The organism is Streptomyces sp. NPDC041968, from assembly GCF_055589025.1.
The window spans coordinates 142,229-164,784 of sequence record NZ_JBVJCB010000006.1; the positions used below are offsets into that span (position 1 = coordinate 142,229).

A 22,556-nucleotide genomic window follows, 5' to 3' on the forward strand; every position below is an offset into this window, starting at 1 on the left:
GCGACGATGAACGGGCCCGGTCTGACCTTCCGGGTCAGGGAGGCGTAGCCTTGATTCCCGCTGTCCACCATCTTGTGAAGCGGAAGAGGGCGGTTCTCGCCGTGTCGCCACAGTCCCCCAGTAACTCAAGCATCTCGACCGACACCGACCAAGCGGGCAAGAACCCCGCTGCCGCGTTCGGTGCCAATGAGTGGCTCGTCGACGAGATTTATCAGCAGTACCTCCAGGACCCGAATTCCGTGGACCGAGCCTGGTGGGACTTCTTCGCCGACTACAAGCCCGGAGCCGCCGCGGCCCAGCCGGCCGCCGGCACCGCGACCGAGAGCGCGGGCGCGCCCCAGGCCGCCCCCGCGCCCCCCGCGCAGGCTCCCGCCCCGGCCCAGTCCCAGGCACCCGCCCCGGCGGCTCAGCCGACCCCCGCCGCGAAGCCGGCGGCGCAGCCCGCCGCCGCTCCGGCGGCTCCGGCCGCCAAGCCCGCGCAGGCCCAGCCCGCGGCCAAGCCCGCGGCGAAGGCGGCCGCCCCCGCGAAGGACGCCGCCGCGGCCCCCGAGGGCCCCGAGACGGTGACGCTGCGCGGCCCGGCCGCCGCGGTCGCGAAGAACATGAACGCGTCGCTGGAGCTGCCCACGGCCACGTCCGTGCGCGCGGTCCCGGTGAAGCTGCTCTTCGACAACCGCATCGTCATCAACAACCACCTCAAGCGCGCCCGGGGCGGGAAGATCTCCTTCACGCACCTGATCGGCTACGCCATGGTGCAGGCCATCAAGGCCATGCCGGCGATGAACCACTCGTTCGGCGAGAAGGACGGCAAGCCGACCCTCGTCAAGCCGGCCCACGTCAACCTCGGTCTCGCCATCGACCTGGTCAAGCCCAACGGCGACCGCCAGCTCGTCGTCGCGGCGATCAAGAAGGCCGAGACGCTGAACTTCTTCGAGTTCTGGCAGGCCTACGAGGACATCGTCCGCCGCGCCCGCGACGGCAAGCTGACGATGGACGACTTCTCCGGCGTCACGGTCTCGCTGACCAACCCCGGCGGCCTCGGCACCGTCCACTCGGTGCCGCGCCTGATGCCCGGCCAGTCGGTCATCATGGGCGTCGGCTCCATGGACTACCCGGCGGAGTTCCAGGGCACCTCCCAGGACACCCTGAACAAGCTCGGCATCTCCAAGGTCATGACGCTCACGTCGACCTACGACCACCGGGTCATCCAGGGCGCCGCCTCCGGCGAGTTCCTGCGCCAGGTCGCCAACCTCCTCCTCGGCGAGAACGGCTTCTACGACGAGATCTTCGAGGCGCTGCGCATCCCCTACGAGCCGGTCCGCTGGCTCAAGGACATCGACGCCTCGCACGACGACGACGTCACCAAGGCCGCCCGCGTCTTCGAGCTGATCCACTCCTACCGGGTCCGCGGCCACGTCATGGCCGACACCGACCCGCTGGAGTACCAGCAGCGCAAGCACCCCGACCTGGACATCACCGAGCACGGGCTCACGCTGTGGGACCTGGAGCGCGAGTTCGCGGTCGGCGGCTTTGCCGGCAAGTCCCTGATGAAGCTGCGCGACATCCTCGGCGTGCTGCGCGACTCGTACTGCCGCACCACCGGCGTCGAGTTCATGCACATCCAGGACCCGAAGCAGCGCAAGTGGATCCAGGACCGCATCGAGCGCTCGCACACCAAGCCGGAGCGCGAGGAGCAGCTGCGCATCCTGCGCCGGCTGAACGCGGCGGAGGCCTTCGAGACCTTCCTGCAGACCAAGTACGTCGGCCAGAAGCGCTTCTCCCTGGAGGGCGGCGAGTCCGTCATCCCGCTGCTGGACGCGGTCATCGACTCGGCGGCCGAGTCCCGCCTGGACGAGGTCGTCATCGGCATGGCCCACCGCGGCCGGCTGAACGTGCTGGCCAACGTGGTCGGCAAGTCGTACGCGCAGATCTTCCGCGAGTTCGAGGGCAACCTCGATCCGAAGTCGATGCACGGCTCGGGCGACGTGAAGTACCACCTGGGCGCCGAGGGCACCTTCACCGGGCTGGACGGCGAGCAGATCAACGTCTCGCTGGTCGCGAACCCCTCGCACCTGGAGGCGGTGGACCCGGTCCTGGAGGGCGTCGCGCGCGCCAAGCAGGACATCATCAACAAGGGCGGCACGGACTTCACCGTCCTGCCGGTGGCGATCCACGGCGACGCGGCCTTCGCGGGCCAGGGCGTGGTGGCCGAGACCCTGAACATGTCGCAGCTGCGCGGCTACCGCACCGGCGGCACGGTCCACGTCGTCATCAACAACCAGGTCGGCTTCACCGCCGCCCCGGAGTCCTCGCGCTCCTCGATGTACGCCACCGACGTGGCCCGCATGATCGAGGCCCCGATCTTCCACGTGAACGGCGACGACCCGGAGGCCGTGGTCCGCGTCGCGCGGCTGGCCTTCGAGTTCCGCCAGGCGTTCAACAAGGACGTGGTGATCGACCTCATCTGCTACCGCCGCCGCGGTCACAACGAGTCGGACAACCCGGCCTTCACCCAGCCGCTGATGTACGACCTGATCGACAAGAAGCGCTCGGTGCGCAAGCTGTACACCGAGTCCCTCATCGGTCGCGGCGACATCACCCTGGAAGAGGCCGAGCAGGCGCTCCAGGACTACCAGGGGCAGCTGGAGAAGGTCTTCACCGAGGTCCGCGAGGCCGTCTCGCAGCCCTCCTCCGTGGAGCCCTCGGACCCGCAGGCCGAGTTCCCGGTCGCCGTGAACACCGCGGTCAGCGCCGAGACGGTCAAGCGGATCGCCGAGTCCCAGGTCAACATCCCCGACCACGTCACCATCCACCCGCGCCTGCTGCCGCAGCTGCAGCGCCGCGCGGCCATGGTCGAGGACGGCACGATCGACTGGGGCATGGGCGAGACCCTCGCCGTCGGCTCCCTCCTCCTGGAGGGCGTGCCGGTCCGCCTCACCGGCCAGGACTCGCAGCGCGGCACCTTCGGCCAGCGTCACGCGGTGGTCATCGACCGCGAGACGGGCGACGAGTTCACGCCGCTGCTGTACCTCTCCGAGGACCAGGCCCGGTACAACGTCTACAACTCGCTGCTCTCCGAGTACGCGGTGATGGGCTTCGAGTACGGCTACTCGCTGGCCCGCCCCGACGCGCTGGTGATGTGGGAGGCGCAGTTCGGCGACTTCGTCAACGGCGCGCAGACGGTCGTGGACGAGTTCATCTCGTCGGCCGAGCAGAAGTGGAACCAGACGAGCGGCGTGACGCTCCTGCTCCCGCACGGCTACGAGGGCCAGGGCCCGGACCACTCCTCGGCCCGCCCGGAGCGCTTCCTGCAGCTCTGCGCGCAGAACAACATGACGGTCGCGATGCCGACCCTGCCGTCGAACTACTTCCACCTCCTGCGGTGGCAGGTGCACAACCCGCACCACAAGCCGCTGGTCGTCTTCACCCCGAAGTCGATGCTGCGCCTGAAGGCCGCGGCCTCGAAGGCGGAGGAGTTCACGACGGGCCAGTTCCGCCCGGTCATCGGCGACGACTCGGTCGAGGCGGCCGCGGTCAAGAAGGTCGTCTTCTGTGCGGGCAAGGTCTACTACGACCTGGAGGCCGAGCGGCAGAAGCGCGGTGTCACGGACACGGCCATCATCCGCATCGAGCGCCTGTACCCGCTGCCGGGTACCGAGCTCCAGGCGGAGATCGCCAAGTACCCGAACGCCGAGAAGTACCTGTGGGTCCAGGAGGAGCCGGCGAACCAGGGTGCCTGGCCGTTCATCGCGCTCAACCTGATCGACCACCTGGACCTGGCGGTCGGCGCCGACGTCCCGCACGGCGAGCGCCTGCGCCGCATCTCGCGGCCGCACGGCTCGTCCCCGGCCGTGGGTTCCGCGAAGCGGCACCAGGCCGAGCAGGAGCAGCTGGTGCGCGAGGTGTTCGAGGCCTGATCCTCGAACGGGCCTGACGTGCCCTGACGGCGGTCCCTGAGGGCCCGGTCCGCGTTCCGAGGAACGCGGACCGGGCCCTTCGGCGTGCCGGGCACCGCCTATCCTGGGACCAGCGGTTCCGAGGGAGCCGCCCCTGTTCGACCCGGCCGGTCCGGCCGGCCCATCCGACGGAGAACACGTTGTACTTCACCGACCGCGGCATCGAGGAACTGGCGAAGCGGCGCGGCGAGGAGGAGGTCACCTTCGAGTGGCTCGCCGAGCAGCTGCGGACCTTCGTCGACCTGAACCCGGACTTCGAGGTGCCCGTGGAGCGGCTGGCGACGTGGCTGGCGCGGTTGGACGACGAGGACGACGAGGACGCGTAACCAGCCCGCTCCGCCCACCCCCACCCCACGGCGCCCTGCCCGCCCCGGTCGACGGAACGGCTCCCCCGCCACGCGTCCGTCAGGGGCGCCGTGAGAGGCCGTACGCCGTTCCCAGGGCGCCGTGGGCCATCAGCAGTGCCCCCGCCGCCGTCCAGCCGCCACTGCCACGCCGTAGGCCCCAGGCGGCCAGCGGCAGGCCCGCCGCCATCTGCGTCAGGGCCAGGGCGCGCGCCCCTGGGCCGCCCACCCAGGGCATCCACGGCGCGAGGGGGGTCTCGTCGGCGGTGGGTCGCCACCCGGGAGCCTCGGTGCGCCGGGCTTCGGGCAGGTCGCGGACGACCGCACCGAGGCGGTCCGCGCTCGCACCGGGGTCGAGCCCGGCGGGCAGGGCGAGCCCCGCGCGCGTGAGGACCGCGAGCAGTCCGTGCAGCCTGCTCCGGGCGTCGGCCCCGGGATCGGACCGGGTCAGCCCCTCCAGTGACTCGAGGTCCAGGACCGGGTCCAGGCCGAGACGGGCCGCGAAGGTGCGCATCGCCTCGTCCTCGCCCACCGGGGTGCCGTCCGCGAGCCACTCGTAGCCGACGGGCCGGCGAAATCCCGACGCGAGCGCGTAACCGGCCCGGTCGGCGTCCCACCACAGGGCGAGTACGGGCCACGGGGCGCCCACGGCGAGCGCGGTGGCCCAGCCGGTGAGCACGCGGTCGACGGGTTCGCCGCCGTGCCGCCAGGGCCCGCCCTCCGGAACGAGCACGCTCCATTCCGCGCCGGCGCGGGCCAGCGGCATGCGTTCGCCCAGCAGCGGGGCGACGGCGGCCACGGGGTCCGGCTCCGCGCGGCACAGCAGCAGGGCACCGGCGGCGGCCGCGGACTCGTGCGTCGACATGGTCACAAGTTAGGGCAATGCCTCCCTCCCGGCCGTTCGGAGATCACCGGAACGGACGCCTTGACTTTGAGCGTCCGCGATATATCGTGAATGGCAGGACGCGATATGGCGCGTTCGGTCGAGGAGGTCTGCCGCATGTCCGAGTGGTCCGTCGCGGAGCCCAGGAAGCTCACCTTCGACGAGTCCGTGAGCGAGCTCCACGTACGCGTCGTCCACGGAACGGTCAACGTCGTGGGTACGGACGAGGGTTCCGCCCGCCTGGAGGTGTCCGAGATCGAGGGCCCGCCCCTGATCGTGACCCACCAGGACGGCGTGCTCACGGTGGCCTATGACGATCTGCCCTGGAAGGGCTTCCTCAAGTGGCTCGACCGCAAGGGCTGGCAGCGCAGCGCGGTGGTCTCCCTGGCGGTGCCGACCGGCACCCGCGTGGAGGTCGGCGTGGTCAGCGCGGCGGCCGTCGTCTCCGGGCTCGACGGACGGGCCCGGGTGAAGGGCGTCTCCGGGGACACCACGCTGGTGGGCCTCGCCGGCCCGGTCCGCGCGGACACCGTCTCAGGGAACGTGGAAGCACAGGCCCTCACCGGCGACCTGCGCTTCCACTCGGTCTCCGGTGACCTGACGGTGGTCGAGGCGGGTTCCTCCGTCCGGGCCGACTCGGTCAGCGGCTCGATGATCGTCGACCTGGACAGCACGGGCTCGCCCACCGCCATCGACCTGACCAGCGTCTCGGGCGAGATCGCCATCCGGCTGCCGCAGCCGGCCGACGCGCGGGTGGAGGCGAACACGGCCAGCGGGACGGTCTCCAGCGCCTTCGAGGACCTGCGGGTGGGCGGGCAGTGGGGCGCCAAGCACATCACCGGGCGGCTCGGCGCGGGCAACGGCCGGCTGAAGGCCACCACCGTCTCCGGCGCGATCGCCCTGCTGCGCCGTCCGACACCGGAGGACACCCCGTGGGACGGAGGGCCTCAGGACACCGCCCCCGTGGGCGACCCGCAGGACGGCCCGGGGGACAATTCCGCTTCCGGCCGGGACCACGGCGCCCCCGGCGCCCCGGCCGACGGCACGACCGACAAGAAGGTGCTCTGACATGCCCCCCGTCTTCGCCCACGGCCGCCTCCGCCTCTACCTCCTCAAGCTCCTGGACGAGGCCCCGCGCCACGGCTACGAGGTGATCCGCCTCCTCGAAGAGCGCTTCCAGGGCCTGTACGCGCCGTCGGCGGGCACGGTCTACCCGCGCCTGGCCAAGCTGGAGGCCGAGGGCCTGGTCACCCACACCACCGAGGGCGGCCGCAAGGTGTACGCCATCACGGACGCCGGCCGCGCCGAGCTGTCCGACCGCGCGGGGGAGCTGGCCGACCTGGAGCTGGAGATCCGCGAGTCGGTCGCCGAGCTGGCCGCCGAGATCCGCGCCGACGTCCGCGGGGCGGCGGGTGACCTGCGCCGGGAGATGCGGGCCGCGGCCGGCGCCGCCCGCCGGGGTGCCGGCTCGACGACGTCCGACGGCGGCGGGGGCTCCGCCACCGGTGCCGCGGACGCCGACGAGAACGAGGCCTGGCGCGCGGCCAAGGAGGAGATGCGGCGCGTCAAGCAGGAGTGGAAGGACCAGGCCCGCCGCGCCAAGGACGAGAGCCGCCGCGCCCGCGAGGAGGCCCAGCGGGCCCGGCACCAGGCCAAGGAGGCCCAGGAGCGGGCCCGGGCCCAGGCGCAGGAGGAGGTGCAGCGCATCGCCCAGCGGGTCCAGGAACAGGTGCAGAACCACTTCTCGCGCGGTGACTGGCCGACAGGCCTGCGCGAGGGACTGAGCGAACTGGCCAAGGAGGTCGGCGACTTCGGCAAGGACTTCGGGAAGGACCTCGGCAGGGAGTGGGGCTTCGGCCGCACCGACACCACGACTCACCGGTCCGAGCGCTCGACCCCTCCCGGACAGACGTCCGCTCCCGAGTACTCCGCCACCCCCGAGGACTTCCCGGCCGACTACACCCCGGCCTGGGCCCACGAGGACGCCTCGGAGTCCACCGGCGACCCGGCCCGCGACCTGGACCGGCTGCTCGACCGCTTCCGGGACGACATCCGCGACGCGGCCCGCGACCGCGGCGTCACGACCGACCAGCTCCGCGACACCCGCCGGCACCTGTCGACGGCAGCGGCCCACATCGGCGCGATACTGCGGGCACCGAAGCCCTGAGAGTCCGGTACCGGCAGAGACCGTTCCCCGGGCACGACCGGCCGCCCGGGCACCCACCGCGGGTGCCCGGGCGGCCGCGGCGGACAGCACACCCGTACCTTCAGGCGCACGCCTCCCCGGCGCCGGGTCCCGATCCCAGCACCGCGCTCAGCGACTCGTGGGTCACCCCGTGGTCGGCGAGCACCTCGGCGGCCACACCGGGGCGGACGGTGAGGGCGAGGAGGATGTGCTCGTCGCCGATGTGCCGGTCGTGCCGGGCGAGGGCGACGCGCAGGGACTGTTCCAGCACCTCCTTGGCCCCCTTGCCGAAGGGGCGGTGCCCGGACCACCACCGCCTGCCCTTGCGGGGGCCGGACATCGCACCGACGCCATGGGTCTCCTCCACCCGGGCGACGATCTCGGAGACGTCGATCCCCAGCCCGGCGAGCGCCTCGGTCTCCGCCCGCGTCAGCCCGGCACGACGCCGCGCCTCCGCCAGGTCCTCCCGTACCGCCTCCCGGCGCTCACCGGCGCCGAGGGCCGCCAGCGCGAAGGAGGCGCGGGTGCCCTCACGGTCCAGCAGGGCGAGCAGCAGGTGCTCGGCCTCGACGGTCTGCGCCCGCGTCTCCTCGGCATGCTCGGCCGCCCCCTGCACCACGGCCCGCGCGTCCTTGGTGAACCGCTCGAACATCAATGCCTCCCGTACTTCTTGTGCACGGCCTGCCTGCTGACCCCGAGTTCCGAGGCGATCTCCTGCCACGACCAGCCCTGATGGCGAGCGGCGCGCACCTGCACCGCCTCCAACTGCTCCAGGAGCCTGCGCAGGGCCGCGACGGCCCGCAGCCCGACCCGGGGGTCGCGATCACCCGCACGTGCGGCGAGATCCGTAGCTTCACTCATGCTGTCAACGTAGATTGACAGCCTGAGAGTGTCAACCCACATTGACAAAGGAAACGGCGGGCCCGGAGAACCGGACCCGCCGTGCCACAGAGGCGGCAGGAGGGGAGAGCCGCGGGCTCAGGAAGCCTGGAGCACGATCTTGCCGAACAGCTCGCCGGACGCCATCCGCTCGAAGCCCTCGCGTGCCCGGTCCATCGGGAGCACGTCGTCGATGACGGGACGTACACCGGTGGCGGCGCAGAAGGAGAGCAGATCCTCCAGCTCGTCCTTGGTGCCCATCGTCGAACCGACGATCCTGAGCTCCAGGAAGAAGACACGGGTCAGCTCGGCGTGCGAGGGCCGGTCACCGCTGGTCGCGCCGGAGATGACCAGCGTGCCGCCCGGCCGCAGCGACTTGACCGAGTGGGACCAGGTGGCGGCGCCCACCGTCTCGATGACGGCGTCGACCCGCTGCGGCAGCCGCGCGCCCGGCTCGACGGCCTCCACGGCACCCAGCTCCAGGGCCCGCTTGCGCTTGGCCTCGTCCCGGCTGGTGGCGAAGACCCGCAGCCCCGCCGCCTTGCCGAGCACGATCGCGGCCGTGGCGACCCCGCCGCCGGCGCCCTGCACCAGCACGGAGTCACCGGGACGCACCCCGGCGTTGGTGAACAGCATCCGGTACGCCGTCAGCCAGGCGGTCGGCAGACAGGCCGCCTCCTCGAAGGAGAGCTCCTTCGGCTTGGGCAGGATGTTCCAGGTGGGCACGGCGACCCGCTCGGCGAACGTCCCCGGGTAGCGCTCGGTGAGGATCGAGCGGGGCTCCCGCGGGCCGACGCCGTGGCCGGTCTGCCCGATCACGGAGTGCAGGACGACCTCGTTGCCGTCCTCGTCGACACCGGCGGCGTCGCAGCCGAGGATCATCGGCAGCCGGTCCTCGGGGAGGCCGACACCGCGCAGGGACCACAGGTCGTGGTGGTTGAGGGAAGCGGCCCTGACATCGACGACGCTCCAGCCGGGGCGGGCCTCGGGGGCCGGGCGCTCCCCCAACTCCAGGCCGGTCAGCGGCTGGTCGCGGTCGATTCGGGCGGCGTAGACAGCGAACATGACCTTGACGATAGGTTCCGCACCGGCCATCCGGAACCGTGGCGCCCTGTGACACACGCCCTCTTGTCAGAGGCGCCGGAGAACGGCCGACGGCCCCGCCCGTCGGGGCGGGGCCGTCGGCCCGGGGTGCGTCATGGCGTCACCGGCGCGCGACACCCTCCGCACGGGCGGCCGCCGCCACCGCCGCCGTGACGGCCGGGGCGACCCGCTCATCGAACGGGGAGGGGATGACGTAGTCCGCGGCGAGGTCGTCGCCCACCACGGAGGCCAGCGCCTCGGCGGCCGCGAGCTTCATGCCCTCGGTGATCCGCGAGGCCCGCACCTGGAGCGCGCCCGCGAAGATGCCCGGGAACGCCAGCACGTTGTTGATCTGGTTCGGGAAGTCCGAGCGCCCCGTCGCGACGACCGCCGCGTACTTGTGGGCGACCTCCGGGTGCACCTCGGGGTTCGGGTTGGCCATCGCGAAGACGAAGGCGCCCTTCGCCATCGAGGCCACCGCCGGCTCCGGCACCGTACCGCCGGAGACGCCGATGAAGACGTCGGCGCCCGACAGGGCCGCGTCCAGCGTGCCGGACAGCCCGGCCTTGTTGGTGAAGGAGGCCAGCTCCCGCTTGACCGGGGTGAGGTCGTCCCGGTCGGAGGAGACGACGCCCTTGCGGTCGGCGACCGCGACGTCCCCGATGCCGGCCTCGACCAGCATCTTGGCGATGGCGACACCGGCCGCGCCGGCGCCCGAGATCACCGCCCGCAGCTCGCCCAGCGTCCGCCCGCTCAGCCGCGCCGCGTTGCGCAGCGCCGCCAGCGTCACGACCGCCGTACCGTGCTGGTCGTCGTGGAAGATCGGGATGTCGAGGCGCTCCTGGAGCTTGCGCTCGATCTCGAAGCACCGCGGCGCCGAGATGTCCTCCAGGTTCACACCGCCGAAGGAGGGAGCGAGCCGCACCACCGTCTCGACGATCTCGTCGGCGTCCGTGCAGGCCAGCGCGATCGGGACCGCGTCCACACCGCCGAACTGCTTGAAGAGGATCGCCTTCCCCTCCATCACCGGAAGGGAGGCCTCGGGCCCGATGTCCCCGAGTCCCAGGACGGCCGTACCGTCCGTCACGACCGCCACGACCGACGACTTCCAGGTGTAGTCGTGCACCAGGTCGGGCTGCTCGGCGATCGCGCTGCACACTTTCGCGACGCCGGGCGTGTACGCCAGGGACAGGTCGTCCTTGTCACGGATCGGCACGGTGGCCTGCACGGCCATCTTGCCGCCGCGATGCAGAGCGAACGCCGGGTCGAAGGAGTCGAGGGGCTCCCCCGCCTCCTGTTCCGTACCGGCTTCGCTGTCGCTGCGAGGATTGACGATCTCCGCTGCCACTTTGTCTTACCCCTTAAGAGTTCATGGTTTGAGGGTTTGTCCACTCCTGGTGAGGAATGGGCGGGCACCGCACAGGAAGGTGGCTGTCCGCGCCACATGGGCCCTGCGCGACGGGCGCGCCGCACACGCGCCCTGAGCCCCTGATGAGGGGTGTAAAGAACCTTCTTACCCGACGGACGGCCCCCTCGACGAGTCCGATAAGGGCAAGCTCACATGTCGGACCTCGAACGCCGCATGCCGGTGACATGGCTCATAGCCGGGGATCAGGACAACTTCCCTCGAGCCCTTGACAGGCCTGCACAACCGGCCTTCACCAGCCGCGCACACTGCCGAACCGTGCCCGCATTCAGTGGAATGCCGAAGATTTTCCGGCCGGAAGGCCCGATTCCCGTAAAGGTTCGGACGGGATGTACCGACCTGGTGCGGTTCGGGGGGTGACCCGTTATCCGATTTTGACATGCCGTCCCCCCTGAATGGCCGAGTCCGAATGGCAAGATGCCGTAATCACACGGGGTCGCGACACTCGAAGACGCGTTCACTCGTCGACCCACGGCGCCGGCCGGCCCCCGGGCGGCGCCCAGCCCCACCGGAACTCCACCGTCCCCATCGGCATCTCCTTTCATCCGCCGGAGGAACCACCATGACCGCACGCTCCACCCGTCGTACGACCGCCGCGCAGTCCCGGCTAGCAGCGGTCGGTGCGATCGCGGTCGCAGGCGCCCTGCTGCTCACCGGATGCGGCGACCAGACCGAGAAGAGCGACTCCGGCAGCGACAACCAGTCCGCCGCGGGCGCACCGCTGGCGGACAAGCTGCCCCAGTCCATCCGTGACAAGGGCGTCGTCAAGGTCGGTTCCGACATCGCCTACGCCCCGGTCGAGTTCAAGGACAAGTCCGGCAAGACCGTCGGCATCGACCCCGACCTCGCGGACGCGATGGGCAAGCAGCTCGGGGTGAAGTTCGAGTTCGAGAACGGCACCTTCGACACCCTGATCACCGGTCTGCGCTCCAAGCGCTACGACATCGCCATGTCCGCGATGACCGACACCAAGGACCGGCAGGAGGGCGTCGACTCCGACACCGGCAAGAAGGTCGGCCAGGGCGTCGACTTCGTGGACTACTTCACCGCCGGTGTCTCGATCTACACCAAGAAGGGCGACGACCAGGGCATCAAGACCTGGTCCGACCTGTGCGGCAAGAAGCTCGTGGTCCAGCGCGGCACGGTCTCCGAGGACCTCGCCAAGGCCGAGAACGAGAAGTGCCCGGCCGGCAAGAAGATCTCCATGGAGGCCTTCGACAACGACCAGCAGGCCCAGACCCGCCTGCGCGCGGGCGGCGCCGCCGCCGGCTCCTCCGACTTCCCGGTCGCGGCGTACGCGGTGAAGACCTCCGGCGGCGGCAACGACTTCCAGCTCGTCGGCGAGCAGGTCGAGGCCGCCCCGTACGGCATCGCGGTCGCCAAGGACAACGCGCAGCTGCGGGACGCCCTGAAGGCGGCGCTGGACGCGGTCATCGCCAACGGCGAGTACAAGAAGATCATGGACAAGTGGGGCGTGGCGGAAGGTGCCGTCACGGAGGCCACCATCAACGGCGGCAAGTGACCGCGCGGCGGGCACTGAAAGGCAACATCCGTGACTGTTGACATCGACAAGACGGCGGGCGGCCCGGCCGACACCCCGCCGGCCGGACCGGAAGCCATCAAGGCCATCCCGGTCCGGCACTACGGGCGGTACGTCTCCGCGGTCGTCGCGATCGCGCTGCTGGTCGCCGTCGTGTACGCGTTCTCCCAGGGCAAGATCAACTGGGGTGCGATCCCGGACTACTTCTTCGACGACCGCGTCCTGACCGGCATGGGCAAGACGCTCCTGATCACCGTCCTGGCGATGCTGATCGGCGTCGTCGGCGGCATCCTGCTGGCCGTGATGCGGCTGTCGAAGAACCCGGTGACCTCGTCCATCGCGTGGTTCTACATCTGGTTCTTCCGCGGCACGCCGGTGCTGGTGCAGCTGGTCGTCTGGTTCAACCTGGGCCTGGTCTTCGAGTACATCAACCTCGGCCCGTTCTACCGCGACGAGTGGTCGGACTTCATGACGCCGTTCCTGACGGCGCTGCTCGGCCTCGGTCTGAACGAGGCCGCGTACATGGCGGAGATCTGCCGCGCGGGTCTGCTCGCGGTCGACGAGGGCCAGACCGAGGCGGCGCACGCGCTCGGCATGAGCCACACCAAGACGCTGCGCCGGATCGTGGTGCCGCAGGCGATGCGCGTGATCGTGCCGCCGACCGGCAACGAGGTCATCAACATGCTGAAGACGACCTCACTGGTGTCGGTCGTCCAGTACGCCGAGTTGTTCCGGGTCGCCCAGGACATCGGCCAGACCTCCGGCGCCCCGGCCGAGATGCTGTTCCTGGCCGCGGCCTGGTACCTGCTGCTGACCTCGGTCTTCAGCGTCGGCCAGTACCACCTGGAGCGGTACTACGCCCGCGGTTCCAGCCGCAGCCTGCCGGCCACCCCGATGCAGAAGATCAGGGCGAACCTGCTGTCCCTGTCGAACCGCTCCAACACGACGGGAGGCGCGGCATGACCGCCATGGTGAAGGCCGAGGGCGTGCACAAGTCCTTCGGCGCGGTCGAGGTCCTCAAGGGCATCGACCTGGAGGTGGAGCAGGGCGAGGTGTTCTGCCTCATCGGCCCCTCGGGCTCGGGCAAGTCCACCTTCCTGCGCTGCATCAACCACCTGGAGAAGATCAACTCCGGGCGGCTGTACGTCGACGGCGAGCTGGTCGGCTACCGCCAGAAGGGCGACAAGCTCTACGAGCTTAAGGACAGCGAGGTCGCCGTCAAGCGCCGGGACATCGGCATGGTCTTCCAGCGCTTCAACCTGTTCCCGCACATGACGGCCGTCGAGAACGTCATGGAGGCGCCGGTCCAGGTCAAGGGCGTCAGCCGGGCCCAGGCCCGGGACCGCGCGCGGCAGCTCCTGGAACGGGTGGGCCTCGGCGACAAGGCCGGCAACTACCCCTCGCAGCTCTCCGGCGGCCAGCAGCAGCGCGTGGCCATCGCGCGGGCCCTCGCGATGGACCCGAAGCTGATGCTGTTCGACGAGCCCACCTCGGCCCTCGACCCGGAGCTGGTCGGTGACGTCCTCGACGTCATGCGGGACCTCGCCGAGTCCGGCATGACGATGGTCGTCGTCACCCACGAGATGGGCTTCGCCCGCGAGGTCGGCGACAGCCTGGTCTTCATGGACGACGGTGTGGTGGTCGAGTCGGGCAACCCGCGCGACGTCCTGACGGACCCGCAGCACGAGCGGACGAAGGCGTTCCTGTCCAAGGTGCTCTGAGCGCCCCGGGCGACCGGAAGGGGGCGGTACGGATCTCCGTACCGCCCCCTTCCGCCTGTCACCGGGTCACTTCAGCGCGAGCAGCAGCGTGTCCGACGGCGAGCACCACACCGGCCGCGCCTCGCCGAAGCCCTTCTCGCGCAGTACGCGCGCGTGCCATGCCGCCGAGGGCATGTCGCCGTCGGCGTGCTCGCCGTAGATCTCGAAGCGGCGGGCGGTGGGCCCGGCGAGGACCGGGTCGTCGGCGGCGAGCTGCCACCACTCGGCCCAGTCGAGCGCGCCCCTCGCCTTGGCGGCGTCCATCTGCGCGTGCCGGTGGGCGCGCTCGGCCGCGTTGATCCGGGGCGTCGTGTCGTCGATCATGTGGTCCGCGTTCATGAAGACACCACCGTCGCGGACCAGCTCCGCGATCCGACCGTAGAGGGCCGCGAGGGGTTCGGCGTGCAGCCAGTGCAGGGCCGTGGCGGTCAGGACGGCGTCGTACGAGTCGTACGGCAGCTTCGCCGTCCAGTCGGGGTCCTTGAGGTCGGCGGTGACGAGGGAGACCCGGTCGTCGCCCGCGAAGGTGCCCTCGGCGATGGCGAGGAGGGCCGGGTCGAGGTCCACGCCGGTGCTGGTGGCCTCGGGGAACCGGGTGAGCAGCCGGGCCGTGATGGTCCCGGTGCCGCAGGCGAGGTCGAGGACGCGCGGCGCGGGGCCGACCAGGGCCTCGACCATGTCCAGCATGACCCGGAAGCGGTCCTCCCGGTCGGGCATGTACCACTCCTGCTGCCGGTCCCAGCTCTGCTGCCAGGCCTGCCAGTCGGCTGCGGGCGTGATCGTGGTGGCGATGTCCGCGTCCGTCATCGAGCCCCTCCCTCGCGTGTGTCACGTAATACCCTGGATGCACGATCAGCTCTTACCTGACCGCAGGCACGACCCTAGAGCCCCTCCGTAAGGACTACAAGTGGAACTGGCCTATTACTCGGACTACGCCGTCCGTCTCGTCAACACCGAGGAGCCGGCCCGGGGACAGGACTCCCTCACCTCGGTCGAGGCCGTCCGGGAGCTCTTCGGCACCAACCAGTCGGCGGCCCGGCGTGCCACGGACACCGACGTGACCCGGTTCCGCTCGGTACGGGGGCGGCTGCGCGCGGTCTTCGAGGCGGCCGACGGCGGCGACGAGACCCTCGCCGTGGACCTCCTGAACTCGCTGCTCCTGGAGTTCCCGGTGAGCCCGCAGATCTCCGGCCACGACCACCGCGACGACGACGGCAGCCCGCTGTGGCACATGCACCTGGCGGACCACCCGTCCAACGCGACCGCCGGTTTCGCCGCCATCGCGGCGATGGGCCTCGCCTTCCACCTCACCGAGTACGGCGTGGACCGGCTGGGCCTGTGCGAGGCGGCCCCCTGCCGCAACGCCTACCTGGACACCTCCACCAACCGCTCCCGGCGGTACTGCTCCGACCGCTGCGCCACCCGCGCCAACGTCGCGGCCTACCGGGCCCGCAAACGCCTGGAGGCGGACCGGTCGCCGAGCACCGGCCTGAGCGCGGTCAGCGCCCAGCGGGCCACGGCGAAGGGCGAACGCTGACCGGCCTTGAGCCGCCGGTAGCGCCACCGCACCCTGCCGAGCACGAGTTCCCCGGGGACCACCCCGTAGTCGGTGCTGTCCCCGCCCGCGAAGGCGTTGTCCCCGAGCACCCACCAGCCGGCCCCGCGCCGCTCGACGGCCCGCTTGACCACGAGCAGGTCCTGCTGGAAGGGGTGGCGCAGCACGACCACGTCACCCGGCCGGACGCGCGCCCCCCAGTGCACGAGCAGCACGTCCCCGTGGTGCAGTGTGGGCACCATCGACGGCCCGGTCACCACGGCCGGGCCGAACGGCAACGTCCCTCTCGGACGCTCGTGCTCCTGCGACGACTCCGGCATCACCCGGCACCTCCCCGGTCTTTCCTCCACCAGTCTCCGTCTCACCCCGGACTTTTGTCCTAAGCCCATGGGGGCACCCGCGAAAACGGGTCTCGCAGGGAGTAATGTCCCCCCTGAGAAGACGATCACGAGGAAGGAACGCTTCATGCTTTCCCGCCTGTTTGCCCCCAAGGTCACGGTCAGCGCCCACTGCGACCTGCCCTGCGGCGTGTACGACCCTGCCCAGGCCCGCATCGAGGCGGAGTCGGTGAAGGCCGTGCAGGAGAAGATGGCCGGTAACGACGACCCGCACTTCCAGACGCGTGCCACGGTCATCAAGGAGCAGCGCGCCGAGCTGGCGAAGCACCACGTCTCCGTGCTGTGGAGCGACTACTTCAAGCCCCCGCACTTCGAGAAGTACCCGGAGCTGCACCAGCTGGTCAACGACACCCTGAAGGCCCTGTCGGCCGCCAAGGGTTCGAAGGACCCGGCGACCGGCCAGAAGGCCCTGGACTACATCGCCCAGATCGACAAGATCTTCTGGGAGACCAAGAAGGCCTGATCCCGGATCAAGCCCTTCGACCCGCGATCGTTTCGGTCGTGGCGTCTGCCTTTCCGCACCCGGTCCGCAGACCGCCGAACACGGCGGCCACGGTGGACCGGGTGCGGTTTCGTCTGCCCGGCCCACGGTGCGCCGGGGGCCGCCTGGGAGCCAGGTGGCCGCGGGGGCGTAGTACGCCCCTGGGGACGTGTGCATGGCCGGGAGAGCCGGCGTGGCCGGGAGGTGGCGCGCTCAGGCCCCACGCGCGCCTGAGGCGGCCCGGCAGCCCCCGGTGCGCCCATCCCGTGCGGCGCAGGCCCGCCCAGACGCAGCAGGCCGGCCACGCCGACCGCCGGCGCCGGCGCACCGGGCACGGACGGGACGGCGTTCCTCGCGGCGACGCCCGTCACCACCGCGACGAGTCCGTCGGACTGCCGCGCCGCGATCAGCAGCCCGGAGAGGTCGCCGAGCGGCGTGACGAGCGGGACGAGCAGGGACGGCGGCAGGTGCAGCCTCAGGTTCAGCTCCCGCCGGACCCTGGCACCGAGGACAAGCAGCACCGAGCCCGCGACGAGCAGGAAGATGTCCGCCGGGCCCTGGCCGGGTGGCAGCGGCCACCGGCCAGGGCCACGATCGCGGCGCGGCGGTCAGGTCTCCGCCGGCGTCCTCGGCTCCCGCCACATCGGCCACATCCGGGGGCCGTCCGGCAGCTCCAGGGCGCGTCCGGTGAACTCGAAGCCGAGACGTTCGTACAGGCCCCTGCCCCGGGCGCTGCTCGCCTCCAGATAGGCGGGCAGCCCCTCACGGTCGCAGCGGTCCAGAACCGACTCGATGAGCGCGGTGCCCAGGCCCTCGCCCTGCCGTCGCGGGACCACACCGATCATCCACAGGTACTCGTGGGCCCGGTCCGACGGATGGATGCCCTCGGTCAGCCGGGCTATCAGTTCGACGCGTTCGTTTCCCGGGTCGACGGCCTCGCGCACCCGGGCGGGACCGTCACCGTCACCGGCTGCGCCGCCGGAGTGCTCGCTCGCGGGCACCGGCAGCCACAGGGCGCAGGCCGCACCGTCCTCGGTGAGGTCGATGCGCCCGTCGGCGAGCACGGCGTCGGTGAAGGCGGCCATGAGCCGGTGGTGGGTCCGGCGACGGTGTGCCACGTCGGGAAAGACCCAGCTGCTCACGGGATCGTCCTGGAAGGCCTCGTCCAGCAGCCGGACGATCCGCTCCCGGTCGCCCTTCCCCGCCGTCCGGATCACCACGCCCATGTCCCGCCGCCCTCTCGTCCCAACCTCGCTCGTGTGTACGGCGGTTGAGCCTATCGGCCGGTGCCGGCGGCGGACCGTCGGCCTGGAGCTGGCCGGCCGCTCGGCGAAGGGGGCGGGCCCCGCACACCGTGGGGAAGTGCGGGACCCGCCGGACCGGAGCCCTCGGCGGTGCGGCCGTACGTCGGTCAGGTGCCGTACGGCCCTGCACGGGCTCCGGGGTCTTGCGCGGTCACCGGGCTGCTCGACGGCCCGCCCGGGCCGACCGAGGTGGCGCGGCGACGGTCAGGTGCTGCGCCGGGTCACGAACTCGGCCAGCGCGAGCAGTCCGCCCGCCGCCTGCGGGTCGGGCACGGCGCGGGCCAGTTCCTGCATCGCCCTCGCCATGTGGTCGGCCGCCTGGGCCTGCGCCCAGTCCCGGCCGCCCGCCCGCTCCACGGCCAGTGCGGTGCGCTCCAGATCCTCCTTGTCCTCCTCGTACGGCGCCGCGTAGAGCTCGGCGAGTTCGGCGGCCTCCGGGGTGCCCGAGGTGAGGGCGGCGACGACGGGCAACGACTTCTTGCGGGAGGCGAGGTCCGCCCCGGCCGGCTTACCGGTGTGCTGCGGGTCGCCCCATATGCCGATGACGTCGTCGATGAGCTGGAAGGCCAGCCCGGCCTCCCGGCCGAAGCGGTCCAGGGCCTCGACGTCCTCGTCCGCGGCGCCGGCGTACAGCGCGCCGAGGGCGCAGGCACAGCCCAGCAGCGCGCCCGTCTTGGCCTCGGCCATGGCGAGCGTCTCCTCCAGGGAGACCTCGCCCGGGGCGCGCCGTTCCATGGCCGTGTCCGTGTGCTGGCCCTCGCACAACTCCATGACGCAGTCGCCGAGCCGGGCGGCCGCCGCGGCGGAGGCCGGGTGCGGGTCCGCCGCGAGCATCCGCAGGGCCAGTGCGTGCAGGGCGTCCCCCGCGAGGATCGCGTCGGCATCGCCGTACACGGTCCACGCCGTCGGCCGGTGGCGCCGGGTGACGTCCCGGTCCATCACGTCGTCGTGGAGCAGGGTGAAGTTGTGGACCAGTTCGACCGCGGCCGCGGCCCGCACCGCCGCCGCCCGGGCCTCGGGCCCACCGAGGGCGGCGGCCGAGGTCAGGACGAGCGCGGGCCGGATCGCCTTGCCCGCGTTACCGGCCGCGGGGCTGCCGTCCGCGTGCTGCCATCCGAAGTGGTAGAGCGCGGTGCGGCGCATCGCGGCGGGCAAGGACGCGAGGGCGGAACGCAGTTCGGGGTCGACCGATGCCCGCGACTCCCGCAGGAGCGCCGCCGCCTCGTGCCCCTCGGGCGACGCCTCCTCCCCCCGCCCGTCGGAGGGCGTCTCCGGTGCCTTCTCCCGCTGCGTGCCGATGCCCCCGTGCCGTTCCAGCCCGGTCGGACGAAGCGGGTCGGTGACGCCGAGCGGAGCCTCCGTCATGGACTCACCTCCCCCATCCGTCCACCTGCGTACCCCCGGGGTGTACCCGCCCGGGAGGGCGGGGACACGGCGTTCGGGAGACTGGCGTCACTGCCAGCGGCCGATCTCGACGTTCTCCAGGATTCCGAGCGCGTCCGGGACGAGGACCGCGGCCGAGTAGTAGGCCGTGACCAGGTACTTGATGATGGCCTGTTCGTTGATGCCCATGAAACGCACCGACAGACTCGGCTCGATCTCGTCCGGGATCCCGGTGGCCCGCAGACCGATGACGCCCTGGTCCTGCTCCCCGGTACGCATCGCGATGATCGACGTCGTACGGGCCTCGGTGACCGGGATCTTGTTGCACGGGTAGATCGGCACCCCGCGCCAGGTCGGGATGCGGTTGCCCGCGATGTCGATCGTCTCGGGGACGAGCCCGCGCCTGTTGAGCTCACGGCCGATCGCGGCGATGGCGCGCGGGTGGGCGAGGAGCAGCTTGGTACCGCGCCGGCGGCTCAGCAGCTCGTCCAGGTCGTCCGGGCCGGGCACCCCGTCGTGCGGCTGGATCCGCTGGTCGTACTCGCAGTTGTGCAGCAGTCCGAACTCGCGGTTGTTGACCAGCTCGTGCTCCTGGCGCTCCTTCAGCGCCTCGACGGTCAGGCGGATCTGCTGTTCCGTCTGGTTCATCGGCTGGTTGTAGAGGTCGGCGACGCGTGAGTGGATGCGCAGCACGGTCTGGGCGACACTCAGTTCGTACTCACGGGGACGGGCCTCGTAGTCGACGAAGGTGTGCGGGATGTCGGGTTCGCCGCTGTGGCCGGCGGAGAGGTCGATCGCCTTCTCGCCGTGCCGGTTGGTGGGCTGGTCGGGGATCGAGCGCCGCTCCTCCAGGTGCGTCCGCAGGGAGTCGGAACGCTCCGACACCTGCTCCACCTCCTGGCGGGGCAGCACGAGCACCGTGCAGGCGGTGACCGTCCGGGCGGTGTACTCCCAGATGGCGTCCGCGTCGAGCAGTGCCTCGTCGCCGAAGTAGGCGCCGTCGGCGAGGACGCCGAGCACCGCGTCGTCGCCGTAGGGGCCGCTGCCGACCTTCTCCACCTTGCCGTGCGCCAGCAGGTAGACCTCGTCGGCCCGGCCGCCGAAGGAGGCGATCACCTCACCGGGGCCGAACTCCCTCTGCTCACAGCGCTGCGCCAGCTCCGAGAGGACCTCCTCGTCCTCGTACGAGCGCAGGGCCGGCAACTCGCCCAGCTCCGCCGGGATGACCTCGACGCGGTCGCCGGTCTTCACGAACGTCACCCTGCCGTCGCCGACGGCGAAGGTCATGCGCCGGTTCACCCGGTACGTACCGCCCTGGATGTCCACCCAGGGGAGGGTCCGCAGCAGCCAGCGCGAGCTGATCTCCTGCATCTGAGGAACGGACTTGGTCGTGGTGGCCAGGTTCCGCGCGGCCGCCGTGCCGAGGCTCTGCTGCGGCCTGGTCTGCTCGGTGCGGACCTCTTCGCCTACCGACATAAGGAATTGCCCTCCCGGTCATGCCGGACGGCTGCGCCCGGCATCGATGTGCGGGGACCAGCCTTACTCACGGAGCGTGCCGATGCTATTACCCGAAAGAGCGGGAATGGATCACCGGAGACCAGGGCAGATATGAGCGCCTGTTCGACCCCCTCGGCCTCTTGTCCGGCCCTGCCCAAGGCCGTTCACCGGAACGACATTGTCCGAATCTCGTCGCTCGCGGACCGAACAAGTACTAGGGAGCGCTCCGTTTCGGTACAAGCACCGTAGGAGGCGAGCGCGCCGGGCGGTCGTCGCGCAGAGTGAAGGAGCCGAGCGTGGCCTCACCCATGTCCGCGAGCAGTTTCGTCAAGGCGCTCAAGGCGGAGGGACTCACCGTCGTCGAGGTCGGCGACTGGCGGGACCACAACCGCAACCACAAGGGGCCCTGGGGGCCCGTGCACGGCGTGATGATCCACCACACGGTCACCAAGGGCAGCGCGCGGACGGTGGACATCTGCCGCAAGGGCTACGCGGGCCTGCCGGGGCCGCTGTGCCACGGGGTGATCACCAAGGACGGCAGAGTCCACCTGGTCGGGTACGGCAGGGCCAACCACGCGGGGCTCGGCGACGACGACGTCCTGCGCGCGGTGATCGCGGAGCGCGGACTGCCGGGCGACAACGAGGCGAACACCGACGGCAACCGGCACTTCTACGGGTTCGAGTGCGAGAACATGGGCGACGGCGAGGATCCCTGGCCCGCGGCGCAGCTGGAGGCGATCGAGCGGGCCGCCGCCGCGGTCTGCCGCCACCACGGGTGGAACGAGCGATCCGTCATCGGCCACCTCGAATGGCAGCCGGGCAAGGTGGACCCGAGGGGCTTCACCATGGCGTCGATGCGCAACCGGATCGGCGACCGGCTGAGGTGACGTGCCCGCCTCGCGCGGCGGCGCGACAATGACGGGGTGACCGGCACCGACTCCAGCGGCCTCGCCGCCCTGCGGCCCCGTCTGCCCTCCCCTCTTCAGGAGGTCGTCGACGGGCGGTTCGAGCGGCTCGGTGTCCGGCTGCTCCTCAAGCGGGACGACCTGATCCACCCCGAGCTGGTCGGCAACAAATGGCGCAAACTGGCACCGAATCTCGCCATGGCGACGGATCGCACGGTCGTCACGTTCGGCGGCGCCTACTCGAACCACCTGCGCGCGACGGCCGCCGCCGGCCGCCTGCTCGGGCTGTCCACGGTGGGCGTGGTACGCGGCCAGGAACTGGCCGACCGGCCACTCAACCCCTCGCTGGCCCGGTGCGCGGCCGACGGCATGCGGCTGCACTTCGTCGACCGTACGACCTACCGCCGCGCATCCGAGCCGGAGACCCTGAGCGCCCTGCTGCGCGCGGCGGGCGCCGAGGACGCGGTCGTCGTGCCCGAGGGCGGCAGCAACGCGGAGGCGGTCCGCGGCTGCCGGGCCCTCGGCGAGGAACTGGGCGAGCACGCCGACGTGGCCGCCCTCGCCTGCGGCACCGGCGGCACGCTCGCCGGGCTGGCGGCCGGCCTGCCCCCGGGGAGACGAGCGCTCGGGATATCCGTCCTCAAGGGCGGCTTCCTCACCGACGACGTACGGCGCCTCCAGGTGCGCGCCTTCGGCGGGGTCCGGGGCGTCTGGAGCGTCGACGACCGCTTCCACTGCGGCGGCTACGCCCGCACCACCCCCGGGCTCGACTCCTTCGCCGAGGACTTCGAGCACCGCCACGGCCTCCCCGTGGAGCGCGTCTACGTGGCCAAGATGCTGCACGCCCTGCTCGCCCTCACCGAGGAGGGGGCCTTCGCCCGCGGGACGACCCTGGCGGCGGTCGTCACCGGCCGCCCCTTCCCCTGAGCCGGTCGGCGTGAGGCACCGGCGGCGCCCACCGCCCGCGGACCGTCCCG

Annotated in this window: 21 protein-coding genes; 11 read left to right on the top strand and 10 right to left on the bottom strand. The window is 71.5% G+C overall.

What is annotated here, in order from left to right; genetic code table 11:
• The first annotated feature begins 101 nt into the window (after positions 1–101).
• Together ACZ6EG_RS16600 and ACZ6EG_RS16605 are read left to right on the top strand one after the other, a co-directional pair.
• Positions 102–3,917, top strand: a complete 3,816-nt coding sequence (locus ACZ6EG_RS16600) for a multifunctional oxoglutarate decarboxylase/oxoglutarate dehydrogenase thiamine pyrophosphate-binding subunit/dihydrolipoyllysine-residue succinyltransferase subunit (RefSeq protein ID WP_391969589.1) — start codon at positions 102–104, stop codon at positions 3,915–3,917.
• A gap of 179 nt (positions 3,918–4,096) precedes the next feature.
• Positions 4,097–4,282, top strand: coding sequence for a DUF6104 family protein (locus tag ACZ6EG_RS16605; RefSeq protein WP_053136981.1), 186 nt, complete (start codon positions 4,097–4,099; stop codon positions 4,280–4,282).
• Positions 4,283–4,361: 79 nt separating this feature from the next.
• On the opposite strand, the gene ACZ6EG_RS16610 is transcribed toward ACZ6EG_RS16605, so the two are convergent.
• The gene (locus tag ACZ6EG_RS16610; protein WP_469605167.1) at positions 4,362–5,165 is read right to left on the bottom strand and encodes a hypothetical protein; all 804 of its coding nucleotides are present in this window, start codon (positions 5,163–5,165) and stop codon (positions 4,362–4,364) included.
• 135 nt (positions 5,166–5,300) lie between these two features.
• On the opposite strand from ACZ6EG_RS16610, the gene ACZ6EG_RS16615 reads away from it, so the two are divergent.
• Positions 5,301–6,251: a DUF4097 family beta strand repeat-containing protein gene (locus ACZ6EG_RS16615; protein ID WP_469605169.1), complete on the top strand. Its 951-nt coding sequence runs from the start codon at positions 5,301–5,303 to the stop codon at positions 6,249–6,251.
• Position 6,252: 1 nt separating this feature from the next.
• Positions 6,253–7,350: a PadR family transcriptional regulator gene (locus ACZ6EG_RS16620; RefSeq protein ID WP_391969592.1), complete on the top strand. Its 1,098-nt coding sequence runs from the start codon at positions 6,253–6,255 to the stop codon at positions 7,348–7,350.
• A gap of 100 nt (positions 7,351–7,450) precedes the next feature.
• On the opposite strand, the gene ACZ6EG_RS16625 is transcribed toward ACZ6EG_RS16620, so the two are convergent.
• The 4 genes from ACZ6EG_RS16625 to ACZ6EG_RS16640 all read right to left on the bottom strand — a co-directional run bounded on the left by ACZ6EG_RS16625 (position 7,451) and on the right by ACZ6EG_RS16640 (position 10,678).
• Positions 7,451–8,020, bottom strand: a complete 570-nt coding sequence (locus ACZ6EG_RS16625; protein ID WP_391969593.1) for a Clp protease N-terminal domain-containing protein — start codon at positions 8,018–8,020, stop codon at positions 7,451–7,453.
• Positions 8,020–8,229 (bottom strand): helix-turn-helix domain-containing protein, encoded by a 210-nt coding sequence (locus ACZ6EG_RS16630; RefSeq protein ID WP_053142812.1) that lies wholly within the window; start codon positions 8,227–8,229, stop codon positions 8,020–8,022. Before ACZ6EG_RS16630 ends, ACZ6EG_RS16625 begins: the two co-directional genes overlap by 1 nt.
• 117 nt (positions 8,230–8,346) lie before the next feature.
• A complete protein-coding gene (locus ACZ6EG_RS16635) occupies positions 8,347–9,312 on the bottom strand; it encodes a zinc-binding dehydrogenase (RefSeq protein ID WP_384693889.1) in 966 nt (321 codons plus the stop codon).
• Between the two features lie 139 nt (positions 9,313–9,451).
• Positions 9,452–10,678: an NAD(P)-dependent malic enzyme gene (locus ACZ6EG_RS16640; RefSeq protein WP_391969594.1), complete on the bottom strand. Its 1,227-nt coding sequence runs from the start codon at positions 10,676–10,678 to the stop codon at positions 9,452–9,454.
• A 640-nt stretch (positions 10,679–11,318) separates the two neighbouring features.
• On the opposite strand from ACZ6EG_RS16640, the gene ACZ6EG_RS16645 reads away from it, so the two are divergent.
• Genes ACZ6EG_RS16645 through ACZ6EG_RS16655 form a run of 3 tightly spaced genes read left to right on the top strand, consistent with a single transcriptional unit; the run spans position 11,319 to position 14,017 of the window.
• Positions 11,319–12,278, top strand: a complete 960-nt coding sequence (locus ACZ6EG_RS16645; protein ID WP_391969595.1) for an ABC transporter substrate-binding protein — start codon at positions 11,319–11,321, stop codon at positions 12,276–12,278.
• 30 nt (positions 12,279–12,308) lie between these two features.
• The gene (locus ACZ6EG_RS16650; protein ID WP_469605176.1) at positions 12,309–13,259 is read left to right on the top strand and encodes an amino acid ABC transporter permease; all 951 of its coding nucleotides are present in this window, start codon (positions 12,309–12,311) and stop codon (positions 13,257–13,259) included.
• Complete coding sequence (locus tag ACZ6EG_RS16655; protein WP_356604478.1) at positions 13,256–14,017, top strand: amino acid ABC transporter ATP-binding protein; 762 nt, start codon at positions 13,256–13,258, stop codon at positions 14,015–14,017. The genes ACZ6EG_RS16650 and ACZ6EG_RS16655 overlap by 4 nt, the downstream gene beginning before the upstream one ends.
• Before the next feature lie 66 nt (positions 14,018–14,083).
• Here the strand turns inward: ACZ6EG_RS16655 and ACZ6EG_RS16660 are convergent, their stop codons facing one another.
• Positions 14,084–14,863: a class I SAM-dependent methyltransferase gene (locus tag ACZ6EG_RS16660; protein ID WP_391969597.1), complete on the bottom strand. Its 780-nt coding sequence runs from the start codon at positions 14,861–14,863 to the stop codon at positions 14,084–14,086.
• Positions 14,864–14,963: 100 nt separating this feature from the next.
• Here ACZ6EG_RS16660 and ACZ6EG_RS16665 point away from each other — a divergent pair, with 100 nt between their 5' ends.
• Positions 14,964–15,593, top strand: coding sequence for a CGNR zinc finger domain-containing protein (locus ACZ6EG_RS16665; protein ID WP_391969598.1), 630 nt, complete (start codon positions 14,964–14,966; stop codon positions 15,591–15,593).
• On the opposite strand, the gene sodX is transcribed toward ACZ6EG_RS16665, so the two are convergent.
• Positions 15,497–15,931, bottom strand: coding sequence for a nickel-type superoxide dismutase maturation protease (sodX, locus tag ACZ6EG_RS16670; protein WP_391969599.1), 435 nt, complete (start codon positions 15,929–15,931; stop codon positions 15,497–15,499). The two genes, ACZ6EG_RS16665 and sodX, sit on opposite strands and share 97 nt — an antisense overlap.
• A gap of 145 nt (positions 15,932–16,076) precedes the next feature.
• Between sodX and sodN the strand changes: the two genes are divergently transcribed.
• Entirely contained in the window at positions 16,077–16,472 is a 396-nt protein-coding gene (gene sodN / locus ACZ6EG_RS16675; protein WP_003973716.1) for a superoxide dismutase, Ni, read from the top strand.
• A gap of 626 nt (positions 16,473–17,098) precedes the next feature.
• Here the strand turns inward: sodN and ACZ6EG_RS16680 are convergent.
• The 3 genes from ACZ6EG_RS16680 to ACZ6EG_RS16690 all read right to left on the bottom strand — a co-directional run bounded on the left by ACZ6EG_RS16680 (position 17,099) and on the right by ACZ6EG_RS16690 (position 20,653).
• Positions 17,099–17,716 (bottom strand): GNAT family N-acetyltransferase, encoded by a 618-nt coding sequence (locus ACZ6EG_RS16680; RefSeq protein ID WP_469605182.1) that lies wholly within the window; start codon positions 17,714–17,716, stop codon positions 17,099–17,101.
• A 282-nt stretch (positions 17,717–17,998) separates the two neighbouring features.
• Positions 17,999–19,159, bottom strand: coding sequence for a family 2 encapsulin nanocompartment cargo protein polyprenyl transferase (locus ACZ6EG_RS16685; protein WP_391969602.1), 1,161 nt, complete (start codon positions 19,157–19,159; stop codon positions 17,999–18,001).
• An 87-nt stretch (positions 19,160–19,246) separates the two neighbouring features.
• Complete coding sequence (locus tag ACZ6EG_RS16690) at positions 19,247–20,653, bottom strand: family 2B encapsulin nanocompartment shell protein (protein ID WP_469605186.1); 1,407 nt, start codon at positions 20,651–20,653, stop codon at positions 19,247–19,249.
• Between the two features lie 329 nt (positions 20,654–20,982).
• Between ACZ6EG_RS16690 and ACZ6EG_RS16695 the strand changes: the two genes are divergently transcribed.
• Together ACZ6EG_RS16695 and ACZ6EG_RS16700 are read left to right on the top strand one after the other, a co-directional pair.
• Complete coding sequence (locus tag ACZ6EG_RS16695) at positions 20,983–21,561, top strand: N-acetylmuramoyl-L-alanine amidase (RefSeq protein ID WP_391969793.1); 579 nt, start codon at positions 20,983–20,985, stop codon at positions 21,559–21,561.
• A gap of 36 nt (positions 21,562–21,597) precedes the next feature.
• Positions 21,598–22,506, top strand: coding sequence for a 1-aminocyclopropane-1-carboxylate deaminase/D-cysteine desulfhydrase (locus ACZ6EG_RS16700; RefSeq protein ID WP_469605189.1), 909 nt, complete (start codon positions 21,598–21,600; stop codon positions 22,504–22,506).
• Positions 22,507–22,556: the final 50 nt, after the last annotated feature.

Excerpts from the sequence above, each read along its gene's own strand:
- sodX (WP_391969599.1), bottom strand. The coding sequence starts at position 15,931 with ATGCCGGAGTCGTCGCAGGAGCACGAGCGTCCGAGAGGGACGTTGCCG.
- ACZ6EG_RS16615 (WP_469605169.1), top strand. The coding sequence starts at position 5,301 with ATGTCCGAGTGGTCCGTCGCGGAGCCCAGGAAGCTCACCTTCGACGAG.
- ACZ6EG_RS16610 (WP_469605167.1), bottom strand. The coding sequence starts at position 5,165 with ATGTCGACGCACGAGTCCGCGGCCGCCGCCGGTGCCCTGCTGCTGTGC.
- ACZ6EG_RS16680 (WP_469605182.1), bottom strand. The coding sequence starts at position 17,716 with ATGGGCGTGGTGATCCGGACGGCGGGGAAGGGCGACCGGGAGCGGATC.
- sodN (WP_003973716.1), top strand. The coding sequence starts at position 16,077 with ATGCTTTCCCGCCTGTTTGCCCCCAAGGTCACGGTCAGCGCCCACTGC.
- ACZ6EG_RS16695 (WP_391969793.1), top strand. The coding sequence starts at position 20,983 with ATGTCCGCGAGCAGTTTCGTCAAGGCGCTCAAGGCGGAGGGACTCACC.
- ACZ6EG_RS16620 (WP_391969592.1), top strand. The coding sequence starts at position 6,253 with ATGCCCCCCGTCTTCGCCCACGGCCGCCTCCGCCTCTACCTCCTCAAG.
- ACZ6EG_RS16685 (WP_391969602.1), bottom strand. The coding sequence starts at position 19,159 with ATGACGGAGGCTCCGCTCGGCGTCACCGACCCGCTTCGTCCGACCGGG.
- ACZ6EG_RS16635 (WP_384693889.1), bottom strand. The coding sequence starts at position 9,312 with ATGTTCGCTGTCTACGCCGCCCGAATCGACCGCGACCAGCCGCTGACC.
- ACZ6EG_RS16625 (WP_391969593.1), bottom strand. The coding sequence starts at position 8,020 with ATGTTCGAGCGGTTCACCAAGGACGCGCGGGCCGTGGTGCAGGGGGCG.
- ACZ6EG_RS16645 (WP_391969595.1), top strand. The coding sequence starts at position 11,319 with ATGACCGCACGCTCCACCCGTCGTACGACCGCCGCGCAGTCCCGGCTA.
- ACZ6EG_RS16690 (WP_469605186.1), bottom strand. The coding sequence starts at position 20,653 with ATGTCGGTAGGCGAAGAGGTCCGCACCGAGCAGACCAGGCCGCAGCAG.
- ACZ6EG_RS16655 (WP_356604478.1), top strand. The coding sequence starts at position 13,256 with ATGACCGCCATGGTGAAGGCCGAGGGCGTGCACAAGTCCTTCGGCGCG.
- ACZ6EG_RS16630 (WP_053142812.1), bottom strand. The coding sequence starts at position 8,229 with ATGAGTGAAGCTACGGATCTCGCCGCACGTGCGGGTGATCGCGACCCC.
- ACZ6EG_RS16660 (WP_391969597.1), bottom strand. The coding sequence starts at position 14,863 with ATGACGGACGCGGACATCGCCACCACGATCACGCCCGCAGCCGACTGG.